Origin of the sequence: Pseudoduganella sp. LjRoot289 (assembly GCF_964252925.1) — a bacterium.
Lineage (GTDB): Bacteria > Pseudomonadota > Gammaproteobacteria > Burkholderiales > Burkholderiaceae_D > Rugamonas.
On the sequence record NZ_CAXUPN020000001.1, the window covers coordinates 6490774 to 6506942 of the forward strand.

At 65.8% G+C, this 16169-nt stretch carries 13 protein-coding genes; 5 read left to right on the forward strand and 8 right to left on the reverse strand.

What is annotated here, in order from left to right:
- The first annotated feature begins 15 nt into the window (after window positions 1-15).
- Both ACSQ8Y_RS27945 and ACSQ8Y_RS27950 read left to right on the forward strand, forming a co-directional pair.
- Window positions 16-360 carry an ArsR/SmtB family transcription factor gene (locus tag ACSQ8Y_RS27945; RefSeq protein ID WP_436269639.1) on the forward strand — a complete coding sequence of 115 codons (345 nt, stop codon included), beginning with the start codon at window positions 16-18 and terminating at the stop codon, window positions 358-360.
- Entirely contained in the window at window positions 347-838 is a 492-nt protein-coding gene (locus tag ACSQ8Y_RS27950) for an SRPBCC family protein (protein ID WP_436269640.1), read from the forward strand. The genes ACSQ8Y_RS27945 and ACSQ8Y_RS27950 overlap by 14 nt, the downstream gene beginning before the upstream one ends.
- Window positions 839-1193: 355 nt before the next feature.
- Here the strand turns inward: ACSQ8Y_RS27950 and ACSQ8Y_RS27955 are convergent, their stop codons facing one another.
- The 5 genes from ACSQ8Y_RS27955 to ACSQ8Y_RS27975 form a co-directional block, all read right to left on the reverse strand.
- On the reverse strand, window positions 1194-1568 hold the full coding sequence (locus ACSQ8Y_RS27955; RefSeq protein WP_436269641.1) for a collagen-like protein: 375 nt from the start codon (window positions 1566-1568) through the stop codon (window positions 1194-1196).
- A 255-nt stretch (window positions 1569-1823) separates the two neighbouring features.
- Window positions 1824-3473, reverse strand: a complete 1650-nt coding sequence (locus ACSQ8Y_RS27960) for a M28 family metallopeptidase (protein ID WP_436269642.1) — start codon at window positions 3471-3473, stop codon at window positions 1824-1826.
- Window positions 3474-3531: 58 nt separating this feature from the next.
- Window positions 3532-5451, reverse strand: a complete 1920-nt coding sequence (locus tag ACSQ8Y_RS27965; protein ID WP_436269643.1) for a glycoside hydrolase family 28 protein — start codon at window positions 5449-5451, stop codon at window positions 3532-3534.
- A 61-nt stretch (window positions 5452-5512) separates the two neighbouring features.
- Window positions 5513-7120 carry a glycoside hydrolase family 43 protein gene (locus ACSQ8Y_RS27970; protein ID WP_436269644.1) on the reverse strand — a complete coding sequence of 536 codons (1608 nt, stop codon included), beginning with the start codon at window positions 7118-7120 and terminating at the stop codon, window positions 5513-5515.
- A gap of 2 nt (window positions 7121-7122) precedes the next feature.
- Window positions 7123-9939 (reverse strand): TonB-dependent receptor domain-containing protein, encoded by a 2817-nt coding sequence (locus ACSQ8Y_RS27975; protein WP_436269645.1) that lies wholly within the window; start codon window positions 9937-9939, stop codon window positions 7123-7125.
- A gap of 224 nt (window positions 9940-10163) precedes the next feature.
- Here ACSQ8Y_RS27975 and ACSQ8Y_RS27980 point away from each other — a divergent pair, with 224 nt between their 5' ends.
- From ACSQ8Y_RS27980 to ACSQ8Y_RS27990, 3 genes are read left to right on the forward strand one after another with little or no spacing between them, the layout of a single operon-like run.
- On the forward strand, window positions 10164-12452 hold the full coding sequence (locus ACSQ8Y_RS27980; RefSeq protein ID WP_436269646.1) for a pectinesterase family protein: 2289 nt from the start codon (window positions 10164-10166) through the stop codon (window positions 12450-12452).
- 20 nt (window positions 12453-12472) lie between these two features.
- Complete coding sequence (locus ACSQ8Y_RS27985; RefSeq protein WP_436269647.1) at window positions 12473-12679, forward strand: hypothetical protein; 207 nt, start codon at window positions 12473-12475, stop codon at window positions 12677-12679.
- 50 nt (window positions 12680-12729) lie between these two features.
- Window positions 12730-13389 (forward strand): glutathione S-transferase family protein, encoded by a 660-nt coding sequence (locus ACSQ8Y_RS27990; protein WP_436269648.1) that lies wholly within the window; start codon window positions 12730-12732, stop codon window positions 13387-13389.
- Window positions 13390-13456: 67 nt separating this feature from the next.
- On the opposite strand, the gene ACSQ8Y_RS27995 is transcribed toward ACSQ8Y_RS27990, so the two are convergent.
- The 3 genes from ACSQ8Y_RS27995 to ACSQ8Y_RS28005 all read right to left on the reverse strand — a co-directional run bounded on the left by ACSQ8Y_RS27995 (window position 13457) and on the right by ACSQ8Y_RS28005 (window position 16017).
- Window positions 13457-14248: a DUF2182 domain-containing protein gene (locus tag ACSQ8Y_RS27995; RefSeq protein ID WP_436269649.1), complete on the reverse strand. Its 792-nt coding sequence runs from the start codon at window positions 14246-14248 to the stop codon at window positions 13457-13459.
- Between the two features lie 15 nt (window positions 14249-14263).
- Window positions 14264-14896, reverse strand: coding sequence for a DUF1326 domain-containing protein (locus ACSQ8Y_RS28000; protein WP_436269650.1), 633 nt, complete (start codon window positions 14894-14896; stop codon window positions 14264-14266).
- Between the two features lie 107 nt (window positions 14897-15003).
- The gene (locus tag ACSQ8Y_RS28005; protein WP_436269651.1) at window positions 15004-16017 is read right to left on the reverse strand and encodes a cyanophycinase; all 1014 of its coding nucleotides are present in this window, start codon (window positions 16015-16017) and stop codon (window positions 15004-15006) included.
- Window positions 16018-16169: the final 152 nt, after the last annotated feature.

Genomic DNA, 16169 nt, shown 5'->3' on the forward strand with positions numbered 1-16169 from the left:
TAAGGAGGCTATGCAATGCATGCCGAGGTACTCAACCGTGCATTTTCTGCGCTGGCCGATCCGACGCGGCGCGCCATTCTGGCGCGGCTGGCGTCGGGGAAAGCGACCGTCAACGAACTGGCCGAACCGTTCGCCATGACGCAGCCGGCCATCTCCAAGCACATCAAGGTGCTGGAGCAGGCCGGGCTGATCTCGCGCGGCCGCGTCGCGCAAACGCGCCCCTGCAAGCTGGAGGCGGCGCGGCTGAAGGAAGTGGCGCAATGGCTGGACGCCTACTGCAGCCTGTGGGAAGACAGTTTCGACCGGCTGGACGCCTATCTGCAATCAACTCAGGAAGGAAATCAAGATGAACACCAATAACGCATTCACGATGACGCGCCAGTACAAGCAGCCGCTGGCCACTGTCTGGCAGGCCTGGACCGAAGCCGAACGGTTGCAGCAGTGGTGGGGGCCGAAGGGCTGCAAGCTGGAGGTGCGGCGGCTGGAGTTCCAGCCCGGCGGCTTCTTCCACTACGCCATGCATTTCGACGGCGCGCCGCCGATGTGGGGGCGCTTCAACTACCGCGAGATCGCGCCGCTGGAGCGTATTGTGTGGTTGAACTCTTTCTCCAATGAGCGCTGCGGCATCGCGCGCGCCCCGTTCAGCGCAGTGTGTCCGCTGGAGATCGAAAACACCGTGCTGTTCAGCGAGCAGGACGGCGTCACCGCCGTCGCGCTGAGCGCCATCCCTTTCGGCGAAACCGCGCCTGAGTACCAGTTCTTCGACGAACTGCGTCCATCGCTGCAGCAAGGCTACGGCGGCACGTTTGATCAGCTGGAAGCGTATTTGCGAGGGTAAGTGTTGCGGGGCGAGGCCGCACCTTTAATTTACTGTGTCGCGACAGCAATGAGGTGCGCGCGCTTTGATAATTGTCAAAGCGCGCAGGGGTGGCCTTGATACGATGAAGATCTGCTTGTGAGTTGGAGGAGACAAACAGACATAGCGTCCACAAGAGACGCTACTACCGGCGCCGGCGGTCGGGAAATATACCGGCACCAATTCTTTAGTACTTGCCTTCCCCCGCGATCGCTCCTTATCGCGATTCCGATCGGGTGGCCGATTGTACAAATGGCAGCTTGAATCCAGTCCGGTTCAAGCTGCCATGCATGGATAAAACTGCTTTAATTGTACAGATCTGCCGCGCGTGCGGCTGTTAGCGCTGCGGAACCACGATCAAGGTGTCGCCGGATTTGCCTTTGGCGCCGGTATCGCCCTTGGCGCCGTCGTAGCCGGTAGCGCCGGTTTCGCCTTTGGCGCCGGTATATCCGGGCGCGCCGGTGGCACCTTTGGCGCCGTCAAAGCCCGGCATGCCGCTGTCGCCGGTCTGACCGGTCTGGCCCGTGGCGCCGGTTGCGCCAGTCGCACCGGCGGGCGCTTCGGCCCCCTTGGCGCCCGTGGCACCGGTCGCGCCAGCGGGACCGGCCGGGCCGGCGACGACTTGCACCACTGGAGCCGGCGGCGCTTCGCGTTGGCAGGCGGTCAGGGAGACGGTGGCGGCCAGCGCAAGCAGTATCAGTGAATGTTTCATGATGTATCCTTTTTGAGAACGGAGACCAGGCGGCCGGGAGGCCTTTGGAAGTGGATGAAGCTTGCGCCACCATGCCGCCTCCAGTCCGTTCGGTTCCGTACAAAGGGCCTTGATCGAAGGCCTGCATGGCCCGCGTCTTGCGGAGCACTCCACGACACCGGCTCCACGGGAACCGGCGCCAGCGATAGATACGCCGTCAGCGAGACGATGCCGGGACCGCCAGCGTTCTTCGCGACATGCTTGCTCCTTCCGGGTTTATTTGCGCTTGGATGCGCTCTGGTCCCGGATGGCGCGGAACTCGGAATCCGTGCCCCAGTTCGGCCACGCCTTCGAATCGGCCAGGTCGCGGCCCACCGCGTACAGCAGCTCCAGGTCGCGCGCCATGCCGGTGAAAGGCCACTGCGCGCTCCACTCGTCCGACGGCTGGTGGTAGTTGTTGGTGTTGTACGACTCTTCAGCCGCCTTGCCGGCCGCCAGGCCGCCGTCTATCCAGTCTTCACCCGAGCCGATCGAGAACGCCGGCACGCCGCGCTTGGCCATCGGGAAGTGGTCGGAGCGGAAGAAATGGCCCGCCTCCGGTTTCGGGTCCGGCGAGTAGACCATGTTCCACTGCTTGGCCTTTTCTATGGTCTGGTCGATCAGTTCCAGCTTGGCGCTGCCGGAGATGGTGAAGTTGCGCGCCGGGCCTTGCGGGCTCAAGGCATCCATATTGATCACGCCTGCGGTCTCCGCCAGCGGATACAGCGGATTGGACGCGTAGTACTCGGAACCGAGCAGGCCTTTTTCCTCGGCCGTCACGGCCAGGAACAGCACGCTGCGCTTGGGCGCGGGCTGCTTGCCGTACACGCGCGCCAGTTCCAGCAGGGCGGCGATGCCGGTGGCGTTGTCCACCGCGCCGTTGTAGATCTTGTCGCCCTTGGCGTCCGGCAGGCCCACGCCCAGATGGTCCCAGTGGCCGCTGTAGATCACGGTCTGGTTCGGACGCTCGCTGCCGTCGATGCGGGCCGCCACGTTCTGCGACTTGATGACTTGCGTGTCGACCGCGTAGTGCGCGGACAGGCTCAGGCCCGTCAGCGGCAGCGGCTTGAAGGCGCGCGTTTGGGCCTGCTTCTTGGCGGCGTCGAAGTCGAGGCCGGCGCGCTTGAACATGTCGGCGATCACGTCGCGCTGTATCCACGCTTCCATCGGCGCGTGCGCCTTGCCCGGCTGCTTGCGCACGATGTCGTACATGGTGTTGGTGTTGGAGTTCTTCACCGTCGGCCAGCCGTAGGAGGCGGGCGCGGTTTCATGCACGATGATGGTGCCCAGCGCGCCACGGCGCGCCATTTCCTCGAACTTGTAGGTCCAGCGGCCATAGTAGGTCATGGCCTTGCCGCCGAAGTCGCCGTCGCCGGTTTCGAAGTCCGGGTCGTTGATCAGCACCACGGCCAGCTTGCCCTTCAGGTCCACGCCCTTGAAGTCGTCCCATTTGCGCTCCGGCGCGTTGACGCCGTAGCCGACGAAGACCAGCGGCGCCTTGTCGAAGTCGACGCGCTTGGCGCCGTTCATGGCGGCGCGCACAGCCATCTGGTCGCCCTGCAGGAAGGGCTGGCTGGTTTTGCCGTCGTTCAGCGACAGCGCCACCGGGCCCTGGATTTCGAAGCGGCCCAGCGGTACTTCCTGGGTCCAGCTGCGCTTGCCCTTGACCAGGTCGCCGCCCGGCTTCATGCCGGCGGCTTTGAACTGTTCGATCAGGTAGTTGACGGTCTTGGTTTCGCCGGCGGTGTTCGGACCGCGGCCTTCGAACTCATCGGATGCCAGCACTTTCACGTCTTGCGACAGGTTCTTGGCATCGAATTTCGGGGTACTGTCGGCCTGCGCCGCCGCTGCGGATAGCAGCAGGGTGACCAGCATGGACTTTTTCACTGATAATCTCCTAGGATTGAATAAAGCGCTGCAAGTATCGGCTTATTCAATCCCGAGGTCAAACCCCCGCGAGGATGGTGTCGTAGCGTTTGCCCGCTATCGTCACGTTGCTCAGTGTGACGTTGCGCACGTTGTGCGTGTACCAGGGCCGCTCCCTGCTGCGCGGTGTGCCGAAGTCGCAGTCCGTGATGGTGACGTTGGCCAGCGGCAGGATCGGCTTCCCGGCGGGACCGTTGTAGCTGTGCGCGACGGGGCCGAGCAGCACGAAGGCCTGGTAGCACGAGAACGCGCCGCCATCGCTGTGCACATTCGCCGCCCGCACATTGGAGATATGCACGTCCGAAATTTCCGGCGGCCGGGTGCGCACGCTGTCGAAGGCGGGTGTGTAGTCGCAATCGATGGTGATGATGGCGCCGCCGCTGGTGGACACGGTCTTGGGCGCGACCACGCCGCCCGGTATCGGCGTGTAGAAGCCGCCCTGCGTCTTCACGCCGTTCGGCAGCGTCATATTGCGCACGTAGAAATGGCGCAGGAAGCCACCCCGGTTCATATTGGTTTTCATGCGGATCGCGGTGCCGAGCGGGTGGTCCGCCCAGTGCATATTGCGCACGTCCAGGTTCTGCGCGTACACGTGCTCGATGCCGGCCGCCATTTCGCTGCCCAGCGTGATGGCGCCGTGGCCGCTGTTCATGACGCTGTTCTGGATCACCATGTTGCGGGTGGGCCCGTACTGCACGTCGGTGTTCTTGCCGGCCTTGATGGCGATGCAGTCGTCGCCGGTGTTGAACAGGCAGCCGTCCACCAGGATGGTGTCGCAGGATTCGGGATCGAAGCCGTCCGAATTCGGCCCCATGCTTTCCATGCGCACCCTGGAGATGTGCACGTTGCGGCAGTCGACCGGGTGGTGCTGCCAGAACGGCGTGTGGTTCAGCTGGTAGCCCTGCATCAGCACATCGGTGCAGCCGACGAATTCGACCATGCATGGCCGCAGGTAGTGGCCGATGCCGAACACGCGCCGTTCGGCGGGCACGCGCGCTTCGGACAGCGCGGGCAGGAAGCGTTCATCGCTGCGCCAGTCTGGGTGGGCGCCCTGGATCAGCGCCAGTTCGGCGGCGGGCAGTTGCGGTGCGAGCGCGGCCAGCGAGGCCGGGTTGGCGCCGTTGACGACGTTCTGGCGCTGGAGCGAAGTGGCCGGCTTGCGCGCGCTCCAGGCCCACCAGCTGGTGCCGCTGCCGTCCTCGAACGGCACGTTGCCCTGGCCGTTAAGGACACTGGTCCAGTCTTCGCCGGTGAGGGCGATGTTGGTCTGGTTGCGGGCGTAGACCATGGGCGAGTAGTTCAGGCAGTCGTTTCCCTGCCAGCGCGACAGCACCAGCTTGCCGTTTGCGCCGCAGTCGAAGTCGCCATCGCGGGCATAGTCGGCCGGGTTGGCGCTGAAGTGCACGCGCGCGCCTGCCGCCAGGTGCACGTTCACGTTCGACAGCAGCACGATGGGGCCTTTGCAGTACCAGTCGCCGGCAGGGATCAGTACGCGACCGCCGCCGGCCTGGCTGGCGGCGGCGATGGCGGCGCGGATCGCCGGGTAGCTGTCGGGCGAGCCTGGCACGGGCATGGCTGTCGCCGCCGGCGAGCTGGCAAGGCCGCCGGCGGGAACCGGTCCCATCTTGCAGGGCCGCGCGCCGTGGGCGGTGACGAGGAAGTCGCGCGCAGGGAAGGGCAGCGGTTTGGCGAAGACCGCGGCGATGCGTTCAGCGCGCGCCCACGGGTCCGCGCCGCTGACGGCGGCACCTTGGCCAGCCGGGGCACCGGCATTGCCAGGGGGGCTTGCAGCGGCACCGGTGCCCGCGCCGCCGGCCTGCGGTGCAGCCGGCAGCGCGGATGCCGGCGCTGCCGCTGCGAGCATGGCCGCTGCCATGGCGCCTTTCAGCAAAGTGCGGCGATCCTGGTCGACAGGGAGCTGTGGTGATATTTTTTTCATGCGTGATCCTTTTTGCAGAACGTCGAGCAATCCCAGCCAGGATGCGGCTCGACCTGGCCCCTTAACGGCTGAGCCGGAAATAATCGACATCCAGGTAGCCGCCGGCAGGGGCGGAACCCACGCTGAACAAGCCCACTTGCGCGCCGACCCAGTGGCCCTTGGTGGCGGCGAATGGCGCGCCGGCCGACGTGTAGCCCTTGCCGTCCACGCTGTATTCGAAGCGCGCCTGCGCGCCCTCGGCCATGGTCATGCGCAGCGACAGCGCGGCGGGTGCCTTCGGCAGAAGCACGGTGCTCTGCTCCTTGCAGCGCGGCGCGAACGGCGTGCAGGTGGTGTAGACCAGTTGCAGGTCCGGCCCTTGCTGGCGCAGGCCCAGCCAGGCGTAGCTCATGCCGTTCAGGATCAGGCCGGCGCGGTCGCCGTCGGCGGCCTTTTGCAGTTCGACGCGGGTGTCCACCGTGAAAGAAGTGGCGGGCAGCTTCTGGCCCAGGATGTTGGGCGCGGCCCGCACCCAGGCGTCCGCCTGCGGCGCGGCCAGCACGGGCAGGCGCAGGCTGCCGGGACGCGCGTCCAGCGAGTGCCAGCCGTCCTGCGGATTGGCGTTCCATTGCCACTGCAGGCCGAGCGCCTTGCCGTTGAATTCATCGCTGGTGGGAGGTACTTTGATGGCCTGCCCCGCGACCGGCTTGCGGTAGCTTGCCACCGGATTGCCGACGCCCGGTTTGGTGCCTGGCTTGCCGATCAGCGGCCAGCCGTCCACCCACGTCATGGGTTCCAGATGCACCGCGCGGCCGTAGGCCTTGCGGTCCTGGAAGTGCATGAACCAGTCCGCGCCGTCCTGCGCGCGCACCCATGCGCCCTGGTGCGGACCGTTGACCGGCGTCGTGCCCTGGTCCATCACGATGCGGTCCTCGTACGGCCCTTCGATGCTGCGCGAGCGGAACACCGACTGCCAGCCTTCCTCCACGCCGCCTGCCGGCGCGAACACGTAGTACCAGCCATCCTGCTTGTAGAACTTGGGCCCTTCCAGCGTGCGGTAGCCGGGCAGCTTGTTGCCGTCGATGACGGTCTTGCCCTGTTGGTCGAGCAGGCGCTGCCCGTCCGGCGCCATGGCGTGCAAGGTTAGCAGATTGTTGATGCCGGAGCGGCTCTTGGCCCAGCCGTGCAGCAGCCAGGCCTTGCCGTCGTCGTCCCACAGCGGCGTGGGATCGATGATGCCGCGCCCCGCCATCAGCAAATGCGGTTCGCTCCACGGGCCGGTGAAGTTCTTTGCGCTCATGACGTAGATGCCGAAGTCCGGGTCGGGATAGAAGATCCAGAACTTGCCGTCGTGGTAGCGCAGGCAGGGCGCCCACACGCCGGCGCCGTGGCGCGGCGCGGCGAAATGCTCTGCCGGCACCTGCTTCGGCAGCGCGTGGCCCACCAGCTCCCAGTTCACCATGTCCTTCGATTGCAGCAGCGGCAGGCCGGGGGCGCTGTTGAAGCTGGAGGACGTCATGTAGTAGGTGTCGCCGACTCGGATCGCGTCCGGGTCCGAGTAGTCGGCGTTCAGCACCGGGTTCTGGTAGTTGCCGTTGCCCAGGTCCGCGACCCAGGGTTCGGCTGCGTGGGCCGCGCCGGCTGCTTGCAGCGCGGCCAGCAGCGCGCAGGTCAGGAGTGGTTTTTTCATGATTAGAACGTGTAGTTCATCCGTACGTTGTAGGCGCGGCCGATCGGCTTCGAGACGTTCTGCGCAAATACCACGCGCGAGCCCAGGCGCTGGTTCGACAGCGGCGGATCCTTGTCCAGCAGGTTGTTGATGCCGAAGGTGAGCTTCATCTGCTTCGAGAACGAATAGCTGCTGGTCAGGTTGTACAGGATGTAGGGCTCGATCACGTTGAAGTAGGGCTGGCCCGGCTTCTGCGTCGGCAGCGCGTTGGTGTCCTCATAGTGCGATGTGTAGGCCTGGGTCAGCTGCACGCCGAAGCCCTGGTGGCTCCAGGAGGCGCGCAGGTTGTGGCGCCAGCGGTAGACGTAGGTGTTGGCCGAGGTGGCCCCGGTGGACAGCGATCCCGGTTTGCCGACACTGTCGATCCAGGCGCCGCCGGCCTCGTTCTGGCCCTCATAGCGGTCCACATAGGTGCCGTCCAGGCTCAGGCCGAACTTGCCCCAGTCGGTTTTCGGCCAGGTGTAGCTCATGCTGGTGTCGATGCCGCGCGTGCGCAGGCCGCCCATGTTCAGGCGGGTCTTGACGATGTAGTCCAGCGAGCCGTCCGGATTGCGCACGAACAGGTCGTTGTAGCCGGCCACGTTGTTGAAGATGGTGTCCTCGCCTATCTGCGCGATGGTGCCTTTCATCTTGATCGACCACAGGTCGAACGAGACCAGCATATTCTTCACCGGCGACAGCACGATGCCGGCGGTGACGGTGCGCGCCTTCTCCGGGTCCAGGTCCGGGTTGGCACCGGTCAGCGTCACCAGCGTCGTGTTGCAAACCTTGGTCGGGTCCAGGTTCAGCGCCGCGTATTTCGGATCCTTGGTCACCGAACCGGTACCGGGGATGGACGGCGTGGCGCTCGGGCACAGCAGCGGATCGTCCCATTTGCCGGTCGAACCGGCGCGGGTGCGCGGGGTGCCGTACAGTTCCGGCAGCGTGGGCGCGCGGAAGCCGGTGCTGGCGGTCCCGCGCAGCATGATTTCCTGGGTCGGCTGCCAGCGTACGCTCAACTTGGGATTGACGGTGTTGCCGAAGTCGCTGAAATGGTCGGCGCGCACGGCGGCCGTGATGTCCAGCGTCTTGGTCAGCGGCGCATCCATTTCCAGGTACAGGCCGGCCACGGTGCGGGCGGCGCTCGGGTAGGTGTTCGGCGTGCCGGACACCTTGTACACCACTTCATTGGCGATCGGATCGGTGCCGTCGTTGTAGATTTCCTTGTGCCAGTCGCCGCCCACCGCGAGCGCGAGCGAGCCGCCTGCCAGCGGCATCAGGTTGCGCGTCAGGTTGAAGTCCGGGCCGAAGTATTCGACCGTCGCGCTGCGGTAGGTGACGCCGTCGGCACGGATGCTGTCGAGGTAGGTCTGGCCGGCCGCGTCCTGCTTGCCGAAGGGATTGAGCGTACCGTCGGCCACGCCCTTGTAGATGCCGGCCGTGGTGAAGAAGCCGCTCTTCCAGCTGACGTCGCGCCGGCTGCGCGAGGCGTTCATGCCGACGCGGTAGTCCCAGCCCATCACTTCGCCCTCGTCGGCGACGATGATGCGGGTGGTGTGCTGGCGGTCGTCTGTGATGGCGGGGCCGGCTTCGTCCATGCTCCAGGTCAGCGCCAGGTCCTGGCCGGTGACGCCGGCCACGGCGGGCACGCCGCCGCTGCCGCCCGGATACCACTTGCTGCTCTTGTTGATGAACAGCGGCTTGCGGACGCCGGGGTTGTATTTGTCGTAGTCGGTCTGCGCGCCGAAGGGCTGCGGCGGGTTGAGCGCGTCGATGTAGGACTCGGTGGCCAGCAGTTCCATGGTGAGCAGCTTGCCGTCGCCGTGGCGCAGCGAGGCCTTGGTGAACAGCGTGGCCTGCATGGCGTCGGCCAGCAGTTGCGGGTACAGCTCCGGGTCCAGGATGCAAGTCTTGCTGCCTGCGCCGGAGGCCTTGGTCGAGGCCAGTGTGGTCTGCGCGTCGTACGGCGCCTTGCAGCCGGCGGCGAAGTAGGGGTTGCCGGTGGTGGTCGTGGCCTTGCCGTTCTGGTACACGGTGAAGTTGGCCGGCGAAGCCGAGGAGCCCGAGGTGTTGGTGCTGAACGGATTGCCGCCCAGTTGCGCGATTAGCGCCGGGTCGCTGATGTTGGGGCGGTCCTTCTGCAGCAGGGATGCGCGCTTCTGTACGTCCAGCGCGGCGTAGACATTCCAGCCTTGCTCCTGCAGGTCGCCCCAGCCTGAGATGATGCTGACGCGCTGCTGGTCGCCGCCGCCGTGGCGCTCCGGCTGTACCAGGCCGCCGCTGATGGTGGTGTTCTTGAAGCTGCGCTTGGTGATGAAGTTGACCACACCCGCGATGGCGTCGGTGCCGTAGATGGAGGAGGCGCCGTCGCGCAGCACTTCGACCCGTTCGACGGCGCTCATCGGCATCACGTCCACGTTGATCGAGCTGTCGCCGATGGCCTCGTTGGGCAGGCGGCGGCCATTGAGCAGCACCAGCGAGCGGTTGGTGTTCAGGCCGCGCAGGTTGATCTGCGTACCGCCGCCGCCGCCGCCCACCGGTTCGTTGGTGGCGCCCACCGTCAGCGAGGTCGCTACTTCGGACATCGTGGTCAAGCCGCGCGCGACCAGCTCTTCGGCGTTGATGCTGGTCAGCGGCAGGGCGTTCTCGGAGGCGACCTTGCGGATCGACGAACCGGTGATTTCAACGCGGTTCATGCTGTCGCCGGTGTTTTGCGCGGACGCGCCGTTGGCCAGGGTGAGGACGGCGATAGCGATGGCGGACAGCGCCAAGCGGCGAGGGATGTGCTTGCTACGGGTCATAAGGTCTCCTATCTTTTTTTGCTGGTCAGGCCGAAAGTTCATTGGCCTGACCAGATTTACAAAAGCATGCGTGAAGATCGATGATTGCGCAAACATTATTTTGTAAATTTGTCAGAAAATCACGACGTTGCTCAGTAAGGGTGGGGTGCGCGCTATGAAATGCGCTGGCGTTAACTGGTCAGGCCAGTTAAAGTATCCGGTCCGTCCTTTAACAGGAAACCATTATGCCGCGCCGTCTTTTGCCGTTCTTGTTCACATTCGCCATCGGTCCGGCGCTGGCGCTGGCGCAGGAGCCGGGGCTGTTGCCCGTGCCTGGCACCGGCAAAGTGCAGCTGGCCGGGATCGCCGCCACTTCCGCCACTTCCGCCACCTCCGCCGCCCCCGCCGACAGCTATGTCGAAAGCCGCTTCCGTCCCATGGAGGCGGGAGGCGGGCAGTTCTATGTGGTGGGCCGCTACCGGGACGAGGGCAACTGGGTTGGCGCCGGCCTGGCTTTCACCCCCGGGGGAAAGCGCATGCAGGTTGAAATCGTGCGCATGCAGGACGGCGTGCTGACGCGCCTCAAGCAGTTCGGGCGAGAGACGGCAGGCGATGGGCGTCTGTATGCAGTGCGGCTGGAAATGGCGGGCGCGATGCTGACCGTGTATTTGAACGGGGAGAAGATCACCAGCGTGATGGACAAGGCCTTGCCGCGGTTTGGCGACAGCGGTGTGATCGCCAGCGGGGTTGCTTTCGAGGCCAGCGCGCCGGCGACGGGGAACGCCGCCGACAAGCCGGCCCGCATTGCGCTGGCGCGCGCGCCGCAGCGCCTGCGTTTGCAGGCGGGCGAGGCGCCGGCACGGCTGCTGGTCAGCGCACTGGGCCCTGGTGACGGAGCGCCCATGCCGTTCACTGCGTGCGCGGGCGATGCGGCGCTGCTGCGGGTGGAGCAGGATGGCGGTGAGCTGGTGCTGACGCCACTGGCATCCGGCGCAACCACGCTGTCGCTGGCCAGCGCGCGGGACCCCAATGTCTTCAACGTGGTGGAGGTCATGATCGAAGCGCGCCCGCCGGCTGCTGCCTTTGCACTTGCTGCCACGTCCCTGGGCGGAGCGGCGACACCCGAAGCGGGTGCGCGCGACATCCCTTACGACACGCCTTTGCGGCTGCGCTTCGATCAGCCTCCGGCGCTGGGAACGAGCGGCGCCATCCGCGTGCTGCGCAAGCGCGACAACGCACTGGCCGATACCATCCGCGTCGCCGACGAATACGATGTGCTGGGCTACGAAGGCCAGGAATTCGGGCGCGCGGTGCGGCGCCAGCCGATAGCCATCGAAGGCCGCAATGCCGTCATCCACCTGCACAGCGCACGCTTGCAACCTGGCGAGGAATACTACGTCACCATCGACGCAGGCGTGTTCGCCGGCGCGTTGAACGGCCGGCCTTTCGGCGGCGTCGCCAAGGAGCAGGGCTGGACCTTCCGTACCCGCTCCGCTGTGCCGCAACGGACGCGGATCACGGTGGATGACGATGGCGCAGCCGACTTCCGCACCGTGCAGGGCGCCTTGAACCATGTGATGCGCCAGCCGCAAGGCGCGCGGCCCGTGACCGTCGCCATCCGCGACGGCCGCTACCAGGAGCTGCTGTACCTGCGTGGCAGGAACGCCGTCACCCTGCGCGGCCAGAGCCGCGACGGCGTGGTGATCGAGGCCGCCAACGGCGACGGCATCAATCCCGGTTCAGGCGCGGGGCAAGCGGCCGACGCGCCCGCCATCAATGGCGGCCGCGCCCTGTTCCTGGTGGAAGACGCGGACCTGCTGACGCTGGACACGCTTACCCTGCGCAACAGCGCCGTGCGCGCCTCGCCCGGCGGCGGCCAGGCCGAGGCGCTGTTCTTCAGCAGTGAAGGGCGGCTGGCCGTGAAAAACGCCGGTTTCTACAGCGAGCAGGACACGGTGCAGGTCAAAGGCTACGCCTGGTTCTATCGCACGCTCATCGCCGGCAATGTGGACTACGTGTGGGGCAACAACCATGCGGCGCTGTTCGAGGAAAGCGAGCTGCGCACGCTGGGCGACAGCGCCAATCCCAACAGCGGGGGCTATGTGCTGCAGGCCCGCACTGTGGGGCCGCTGGACAAGGGCTTCGTCTTCCTGAACAGCCGTTTGACGCGCGGCCGCGGCCCCACCGGCAACCAGGTTCCGGACGGCGCCACCTGGCTGGCGCGCAGCGCCGGCTACGACACCAGCTGGGACCATGTGGCCTTCATCAATTGCAAAATGGATGCGCACATCGCGCCAGCCGGTTGGGCCGGCAAGGGCGTGGGCAGGCAGCCGGCGCCGAATCCGGCCCAAGGCACCGCAGCGGCGGGCTGGCGCGAATACGGCAGCACGGATATGGAAGGCAAGCCGCTGGACTTGGGCGCGCGCCGCCATGTGCGCCTGTTGACGGCGGAGGAGGCCGCCGCGCAGTTCGGCAACCGCGCGGCCGTTTTCGCGGGTTATGGTGGTGGCAGCGGCTGGAACCCGATGCCATAGGCAGCGCCAACTACGGCTCGATGCAAATCCATAACTTTAGCCTGAAGCAAAGCATCCTGGACTACAACTGGGGCGGCGGCACCGGCAGGCAGGGCGATCTTGGCCTGGGCACCAACGGCAGCGGTCATCCGGACTGGACTTTTGCCGCAAGCGTGCCAAATAATCCCGAGTTGAAGAAGCTTGATATGGATCAACGTACGCGCCGCCATTCGATTCGGCGCGCATGATGCTCATTAATGGGTAAGCTTGCGGAACACTTTGCCACGGAGATTACAAAATGCTGCCCTCGCTCTACGGTCATCCCTTTTCCTCGTACACGCAGAAAGTACTCGTCGCGCTGTACGAGAACAACACCCCCTTCGAATTCCGCTGCATCGGGCCGGATACGCCGCAGCACACGGCCGACTGGCTGCGGCGCTGGCCGCTGGCCAAGTTCCCCCTGCTGGTGGACGGCGAACGCAACGTCGCCGAGACCAGCATCATCATCGAATATCTGCAACTGGCCCATCCCGGTCCGCTTCCTCTGCTACCGGCCGATCCGATGGCCGCGCTGGAAGTTCGCTTCCTGGACCGCTACTTCGACCTGCACGTGATGAACATGATGCAGCGCGCCGTGGATGGCGCGCTGACGGGCGACCCGGTGAAGCGCCGCGACGGGCTGGCGCTGGCCAGCGAAAAACTGGAGCGCGCCTACGCCTGGCTTGAAGGGGAACTGGCCGGCAAGGCCTGGGCAGCAGGGGATGCGTTCACGCTGGCCGACTGCGCGGCGGCGCCCTCGCTGTTCTACGCCGACTGGACACACCGCATTTCGGAATCCTTCCCAGTGCTGCGCGCCTACCGCGCGCGCTTGCTGGCCCGTCCGTCCTTCGCCCGGGCGGTGGAGGAGGCGAGGCCGTTCCGGCCGCTGTTCCCCTTGGGGGCGCCGGACCGGGATTGATGGCATCGCGCTAGCGTTGCAGCGGCGCCGCCTGTTGAGCGGGCGCGGCGCTGCCGGGCTCTCCGTCTCAGTACAGGCGGCCGATGCCGGTGGATTGATACAGGGTGGCCAGCCCCCATCCGAGCAAGACCAGCCCGGCGCCACGCCCGATCCAGTGCCCCGCCGGGGCGAGCTTTTCGGCCAGCACGAGCAAAGCCAGGCCGGCGATCCATGCCAGGTTCATGACGCCGCCGACAAAGAGCAGCAGCATCAGCATCCAGCAACAGCCCAGGCAATAGAGGCCGTGCCGCGCACCCATGGCGAACGCGCCGTAGGCACCGCGGCGCCAGTGTGTCAGCACAAATTCCAAAGGGGAGCGGCAGCGCTGCAGGCAAGCTGCCTTGAGCGGCAGCCACTGGTAGATGCCGGCGCCGGCCAGGACCAGGCCGGCGAAGACGACGCTGGTCGTCTCCATCATGGGGGACAGCAAGGCGAGCCTTTCCAGCCCCAGTTGCAGCGCCACCGCCGCCAGGCTGAACGAGGTCCAGACGGCGATATAGCCCAGCGTGAACATGCCGGCCAGCCGGACATGGGTGCCATGCGCCTGCTTGCGCGCGATCGTGGTGTAGAGCAGTATCATCGGCGCGGCGCTGGGCAGCATCATCGCCGCCATCATCACGGCCCACATGAACAGCATGAGCATGATGTAGCCGAAGGTCCACGGCCCGCTAGCCATGGGCATCAGCATGCCTTCCATCGGCTGCATCATGCCGGCGCCGCTGAACAGATAGGCCCAGGAGGCGATGATGACGGCCAGCAGCCCGCCGGCCACCAGCAGGCGGTCATGCCGCAACACCCGTTCCGCGATTGCGCCGCGCATCGGCCGCCCTTGCTCCTATCCCGCCACCCCTTGCGGCGTCTGTACCACGCGGGCCAGCGTACTGTGCGATCCCCTGGTGTCGAAGCGGTTCGCGCCGGTGCTGTGGATGTTGGCTGCCGCCACTTCGCCCTCCAGGTGCTCGAAACCCTCGGGCATGACCACGCGGATGCGGTGCGGCGCGCCGGTCACGGGATTGCGGATCGGCTCGACGTCGGTCTCGAGCACGCCCGGAATTGTGATCCGCGCGAGGCGCGCATCCATGTCGAAGGAGAATTGCACCGGCGCGTAAACGGGTTCGTGCATGGTGCTCACGATCATGCTGAAGATGTTGAACAGCGTTCCCTCGTCCGAATTCTGGCCCGACATGATGGCCAGCAAGGCGTCGCGTTGCGCCGGCGTGGCGCGCTCGTCGATGATCGCCTGCGCCTGGCCATTCCCCTCGTGCAGCGGCCCCGGGAATTGGACCGTGACGAAGAAGCACAGTCCATCGAGGCTCGTTTCGTTGAAATTCCCCTTGCTGATGCGCATGCCGAGCAAGCCCTTGCATTCCCCATTGGTCGGACGGGCATTAAAGTCGCAAGGACAGCCAAATGCGCAATTACAATTCTTGATCCATTCGCCCTCAAGCCGCCAGTTTGCGTGTGCCATGATCGCCTCCCCCTGTTGCCGCAGCCGATACGGCCCCTGTCTTTTACTGTAGTACGGATTCGGGCGTCGGCAATGTTTTTCTATGCGGTGCGGGTCTGGCTCCGGCCCTAGTAGACCGAGCCGCCCGGCTGGCTGGAGCTGAGCACGCCTTTGACGGCGGAAATACTGTAGTCGACGGTGCCGCCCTGGTAGCTGGCCCAGTTGCGCATGTCGAAGCTGGCGCCCCCGGACAGCCGTTGCGTGGTGATGTTGCGGTAGGTAAGCGGCGTCTTGGCCTTGCAGACTTCGGGCAGGCCCACGGTGCGCAGGAAGTACACCGAGCCCACGCCCACGCGTGTGGCGTTGCCGCCGTCGACCAGCAGCGCGGTCTCGACATCCACGCCCAAGCCATGCACGCTGCCGGCCCAGCCGTCGTTGACGACGCGCGCCATGAAGGTCACCAGGCGCCCCATGCGGTCGCGTTCGACCAGGTGCGGGTCGACGATCAGGCCGCCCATGTCGCGCAGGGTCAGGAAATCGCGCTCCAGCGTCACCGACCTGTCGTACGGGTTGGCCAGCGCCGCTGCCGAAGTGATCGTGCCGTTCAATGCGGCGAACGCGAATTTTCCCATCACCGCCATGCCGGCGCTGGTGCCGCCGATGGGGATGTTCTTGCTGGCCAGCGCCTCGATCGCCGTTTGCACCGGTGTGCCCTTCCAGAACTTCACGTAGTCGCTCTGGTCGCCGCCGGCGATGAACAGGGCTTCCGCGCCCTGTATGCGCGCGATCACAAAGGGATCGTTGGCTGCTTCGCGGCTGGGGATGATGATGGTCTCCACCGAAGCCACTCCGCCCATCGCGTAGATGTAGGGGTTGTAGGCGTCGGTGCCGCGCGAGCGGATGACGACGAAATTGCCGCCGCCGCCCTTGTTGATCATCCACTTGAACGCATCGTCCACATCGGGACCGCCGCCCATCAAGACCATGGTTGGCGAGGCCGGAGGCGGCAGCACCACGTTGGCCGGATTGCCAACCACCGCGTAATCGTAGGGCTTGCCCGCCGCCGCATGGCAGGGCATCAGCAGCGCCGCGAGCGAGATGGACAGGATGGACAACAAACCGCGTGGGGAAGGCAGGCGCATCTCGGACTCCGGGAGGTGGTTGTTAAAATGTAATCTGATTATACGCTCAACAGTGCAGCGGCCGGCATGGCTGGGCGCATCGGTGCGCATGTATAATCGCCCGGGGACACAACGATACGTAGCGGATGGTGGCGGTTGCTCGATACGGAAGA

Coding starts and splice junctions, on each gene's coding strand:
- ACSQ8Y_RS27945 (WP_436269639.1), top strand. CDS start 16: ATGCATGCCGAGGTACTCAACCGTGCATTTTCTGCGCTGGCCGATCCG.
- ACSQ8Y_RS27970 (WP_436269644.1), bottom strand. CDS start 7,120: ATGAAAAAACCACTCCTGACCTGCGCGCTGCTGGCCGCGCTGCAAGCA.
- ACSQ8Y_RS27985 (WP_436269647.1), top strand. CDS start 12,473: ATGCAAATCCATAACTTTAGCCTGAAGCAAAGCATCCTGGACTACAAC.
- ACSQ8Y_RS27965 (WP_436269643.1), bottom strand. CDS start 5,451: ATGAAAAAAATATCACCACAGCTCCCTGTCGACCAGGATCGCCGCACT.
- ACSQ8Y_RS27950 (WP_436269640.1), top strand. CDS start 347: ATGAACACCAATAACGCATTCACGATGACGCGCCAGTACAAGCAGCCG.
- ACSQ8Y_RS28005 (WP_436269651.1), bottom strand. CDS start 16,017: ATGCGCCTGCCTTCCCCACGCGGTTTGTTGTCCATCCTGTCCATCTCG.
- ACSQ8Y_RS27975 (WP_436269645.1), bottom strand. CDS start 9,939: ATGACCCGTAGCAAGCACATCCCTCGCCGCTTGGCGCTGTCCGCCATC.
- ACSQ8Y_RS28000 (WP_436269650.1), bottom strand. CDS start 14,896: ATGGCACACGCAAACTGGCGGCTTGAGGGCGAATGGATCAAGAATTGT.
- ACSQ8Y_RS27995 (WP_436269649.1), bottom strand. CDS start 14,248: ATGCGCGGCGCAATCGCGGAACGGGTGTTGCGGCATGACCGCCTGCTG.
- ACSQ8Y_RS27980 (WP_436269646.1), top strand. CDS start 10,164: ATGCCGCGCCGTCTTTTGCCGTTCTTGTTCACATTCGCCATCGGTCCG.
- ACSQ8Y_RS27955 (WP_436269641.1), bottom strand. CDS start 1,568: ATGAAACATTCACTGATACTGCTTGCGCTGGCCGCCACCGTCTCCCTG.
- ACSQ8Y_RS27990 (WP_436269648.1), top strand. CDS start 12,730: ATGCTGCCCTCGCTCTACGGTCATCCCTTTTCCTCGTACACGCAGAAA.